Source organism: Rhodopseudomonas sp. BR0C11 (genome assembly GCF_010820945.1).
Classification (GTDB): Bacteria; Pseudomonadota; Alphaproteobacteria; order Rhizobiales; family Xanthobacteraceae; genus Rhodopseudomonas; species Rhodopseudomonas palustris_H.
In genome coordinates this window covers 1-3,449 of sequence record NZ_QTKI01000466.1, presented here as the reverse complement: position 1 = coordinate 3,449, position 3,449 = coordinate 1, and the positions used below count along the sequence as shown (strand labels likewise).

The window sequence follows — 3,449 nt, the reverse complement described above, 5'->3', positions numbered from 1 at the left end:
ATCCAGCGGCGGGAGGTCGTAGATGATTCTCAAGGTTGATAGCCCAATCAAGCGCGCCAAGAGCCGAAAGCAATCAAGAGAGCCTCTTTTAAAGGCGATTGCTGCCGGGGCTGGGCGGGGGTTCACGGCTGCGGCTAAAGGGGAGTTTCGTAGGCGGTCGCCTGGGGTGGTCGCAGCGATCTTTCGAATGATCTTTTCGAGATAGTGCTGATTTTCGGCGACTCATAGGAGGTGTAGATGGACAAGCAACCGTGCGAAGAGTTCGAGGTGGTCCCGACAACCGATGCGGCTGTTGGTGAGAGGTTTGAGGTATTTGCCGGTTCTGGACCGTGTATGATCTGCAATTGCAGAGGTTACAAAGGGATAAGTGGGCAATGGTGCGAACGGTGTGGGCATTCGCCCCGAGATCATTCTTGATGTGAAATTTCGAGGTTGTGGTCATGATGCGGGAATTGCAACTTGCTCCGCTTTACATGACGGAGACGATTCCAAGCTGGTCTCATGGTGTCATAGTGGAGCACGTCGAGAAGGAATTGTCTTTCGGGTTGACTGTTCTCGCTTACGTTGATGATCGCGGTGCAGAAGATATTTATCATCATCGAATGATTTTCCGAAGGACGATTGAATCTCTTCCGAAGACGCATCTGTTGATTCTTAAATGGATCCGAATGTTAGATTACGCCAATCTAATTCAGACAATCATGGATGCGGAACAATATAAAAAAACTATAGCGCAATTCTACGTTGGGGTGCTGAACGGAGATGGATCTGCCGCCATAACATTTATTCCTACCAAGGAAGGGGGGAGTTGGTTCGAAGAAAATCGAGAAGCTTTGCAGAAGAGGTGTGCTTACTATTACACTCCAGAGTTTGTAGATGTCGTGTCCGAGGCTGCTGGGCTTGTTGATGCATACATAAATGCGTGGCCGGACACCCCGATGGCGGACTTTGCGCGGAGCTCTTTCATGAAATAATCCATCGTGCGGTGGTCTGCATAAGCCGGATGGTGAGGTTAGCCTCGGTCGTGTTCTTGGCAGTTATCAACTCCGCCCAGATTGGTGATTGTTTCGAAGGAAAGCGTAGAAGATATTGTAAATGCCGCTAACGGTGATGTAGCTGCCTTTTAGGTTAAGGGACGAGCATCTAAAAGTTTTTTTAGTTTGATCTTTTGGTTGACTCTTCTGTTTCTGGGTTTATATTCCTATTTCTCCCGCCCCATCGAGGGGCGCGTTGCCGGGACGCTGGTCGTCGCGGGGCGGGGTGTGGCGCCTGCGGGTGTGGGGTGGACGTCGCCCTGTACCTCCGGGAGGCTGAGGGTCGCCGTCCGCCGCTACTACGAGCGGCCGCCGCGACAGAGGCTGGACGGGTACGGTAGAGGCCGGGGAAAGCCCGCAAGCTCGCCGTGTCCCGGAAGAACGGTCCTTCAGCCAAAAGTCGCCACGGTGGAGCGTCGAAAGACGTTTCCGCGGCGCTCGCGCTTCGGCGATCCGAAGCCTGAGGCCGCGGGTACTACCAAAGGCGCGTCTTTCGGCGCTCCACCTCCCTCGGCCCGATGGCCGACCGGAGGCCCCCTGAACCCACCACTCACGCAAGGCTTTTGCGGGCAACGCCGCCGCATGCGCGCGCCCGCTGGTATCAGCATCAGGAGGGAGCGATGCCGACTTGGCCGACCGAACACCTCAGCTGGGATCACGCGCGGCTGGATGCGCTCGAGCAGCAGGCCAGCGCCGAGCGGGCGCAGCTTTGGCTCGATATCGACATGCTGGCGGCACGCCGCGCGCTGCAGCGCGGCTGGCAGACGAAGCGCAGGCGCACAAGCGTTGCCCAGTGAAGGACTGCCGCCGGGCGCGCGGCTGCCGCACGCCGATGCTCTGCGCCGTCGTGCCGATGGACCCGCCGACCGAGGCACAGTGGAAGATGATCGACACGCTGTACACCAACCTGCAGCGCCGGCGCCGCGACCAGGCGCTGGCGCGGCGGCAGCACGGCGAGCGGATGCGCGATGGGCGGAAGCCAGGGAGCGGGCGATGACGAAGATGGTGGGGAGGGCGTTTTGCGCTGATGCCGGCTGCGGAGTCGCAACGCGCCGGGTCCGTCATCCTCCGCGCAAGCGGAGGATCGAGTCTTCCAGAGAGCCTGCGGTCTGCAACGCGCGCTCTGGGATACTGGGTCGCCCGCCTGCGCGGGCGATGACGGGGATGGCGCTTTGCGCTGATGCAGGTTGCGGAGCCGCAACGCGCTGGGTCCATCATCCTCCGCGTAAGCGGAGGATCGAGTATTCCAGAGAGCTTGCGGTCAGCAACGTGCGCTCTGGAATACTGGGGCGCTCGCTTGCGCGGGCGATGACCGTGAGGGGCGGTGGCTCAGAAGCCGCCTTCTTCGTCCTCGTCGTCGTGCTTCTTGCCGCCAATGGTCTTGAGCTTGGCGAACACCGCGTCGACGTCGAGATCTTCCTGGCTCTTACCGGAGGTCGCGGCTTCGAACTCGGCTTCCTTGCGGGTGGTCTCGGAGGCCGGCAGCAGGGTGGCGCCGCCATACTGCTGGTCGGTCGGCTTCTCCTTGGCGGCGCGCTGCACCTCGAAGTCGAGGTCGAGCTGCGAGCACAGGCCGAGCGTCACCGGGTCCATCGGGGTCAGGGTCGCGGCGTTCCAGTGGGTACGGTCGCGCACGGAGGCGATCGTGGTCTTGGTGGTGCCGACCAGTCGCATGATCTGCGCGTCCTTCAGCTCCGGATGGTTGCGCACCAGCCACAGGATCGCGCTCGGGCGCTCGTGACGGCGCGACACCGGGGTGTAGCGCGGGCCCTTCTTCTTGGCGGCCTGCGGCAGCACCACCTTGCTCTCGGCGAGCTTCAGGCGATAGTCCGGGTCCTTCTCGCCCTTCTCGATCTCGTCGCGGGTGAGCTGGCCGGTCGAAATCGGGTCCATGCCCTTGATGCCCTGGGCGGCGTCGCCGTCGGCGATCGCCTTGACCTCCAAGACGTGCATCTTGGTGAAGTCGGCGACCTGATCGAACGTCAACGCCGTGTTGTCGAGCAGCCAGACGGCGGTGGCCTTCGGCATCAGCGGTGCGTTGCTCATGGCAAATCTCCTTTGTCCCTTGCCCCTCCGGATTCGTCCTGAGGCAAGGCGGGTCGTCGAGGATGACGGGAATTGCCGCTTATATATGCTGTCCGGGGCTCGCCGCGCAAGGAGCCTTGCTAAAGTGCAGGTTGAACGGCCTTGACAGTGCCGCAAACCCGGCCCAATTCCTACCCCGTTCGACCGCTGCGCAACGCCGTTGGCGTGCGCCCGTTTTCCGCCGGTTCTGCTCGGCGCCCAGGCCCCCGGATCGTTGCCAATGCTCGCCAAATCGCCGCTGAAAATCGTGTTGTGCTCGCCGCGCGGGTTCTGCGCCGGCGTGGTGCGGGCGATCGATACCGTCGAGCGGGCGCTCGCTCTGTACAGCGC

4 protein-coding genes and 1 pseudogene are annotated in these 3,449 nt (G+C 61.3%); 4 read left to right on the top strand and 1 reads right to left on the bottom strand.

Annotation, left to right across the window (positions count from 1 at the left end):
• The first annotated feature begins 440 nt into the window (after nt 1-440).
• From DYI24_RS23505 to DYI24_RS28420, 3 genes are all read left to right on the top strand, one after another.
• The gene (locus DYI24_RS23505; protein WP_164574046.1) at nt 441-974 is read left to right on the top strand and encodes a hypothetical protein; all 534 of its coding nucleotides are present in this window, start codon (nt 441-443) and stop codon (nt 972-974) included.
• 680 nt (nt 975-1,654) lie between these two features.
• Nucleotides 1,655-1,831 (top strand): hypothetical protein, encoded by a 177-nt coding sequence (locus DYI24_RS28425; RefSeq protein WP_246701358.1) that lies wholly within the window; start codon nt 1,655-1,657, stop codon nt 1,829-1,831.
• A gap of 35 nt (nt 1,832-1,866) precedes the next feature.
• Nucleotides 1,867-2,031 carry a hypothetical protein gene (locus tag DYI24_RS28420; protein ID WP_246701357.1) on the top strand — a complete coding sequence of 55 codons (165 nt, stop codon included), beginning with the start codon at nt 1,867-1,869 and terminating at the stop codon, nt 2,029-2,031.
• Nucleotides 2,032-2,363: 332 nt separating this feature from the next.
• On the opposite strand, the gene DYI24_RS23495 is transcribed toward DYI24_RS28420, so the two are convergent.
• Nucleotides 2,364-3,080 (bottom strand): DUF1013 domain-containing protein, encoded by a 717-nt coding sequence (locus DYI24_RS23495; protein WP_107345862.1) that lies wholly within the window; start codon nt 3,078-3,080, stop codon nt 2,364-2,366.
• Between the two features lie 259 nt (nt 3,081-3,339).
• Here DYI24_RS23495 and ispH point away from each other — a divergent pair.
• Nucleotides 3,340-3,449: pseudogene (gene ispH, locus DYI24_RS23490) on the top strand (4-hydroxy-3-methylbut-2-enyl diphosphate reductase); the annotation flags it as partial.

Excerpts from the sequence above, each read along its gene's own strand:
- DYI24_RS23505 (WP_164574046.1), top strand. The coding sequence starts at position 441 with ATGATGCGGGAATTGCAACTTGCTCCGCTTTACATGACGGAGACGATT.
- DYI24_RS28425 (WP_246701358.1), top strand. The coding sequence starts at position 1,655 with ATGCCGACTTGGCCGACCGAACACCTCAGCTGGGATCACGCGCGGCTG.
- DYI24_RS28420 (WP_246701357.1), top strand. The coding sequence starts at position 1,867 with ATGCTCTGCGCCGTCGTGCCGATGGACCCGCCGACCGAGGCACAGTGG.
- DYI24_RS23495 (WP_107345862.1), bottom strand. The coding sequence starts at position 3,080 with ATGAGCAACGCACCGCTGATGCCGAAGGCCACCGCCGTCTGGCTGCTC.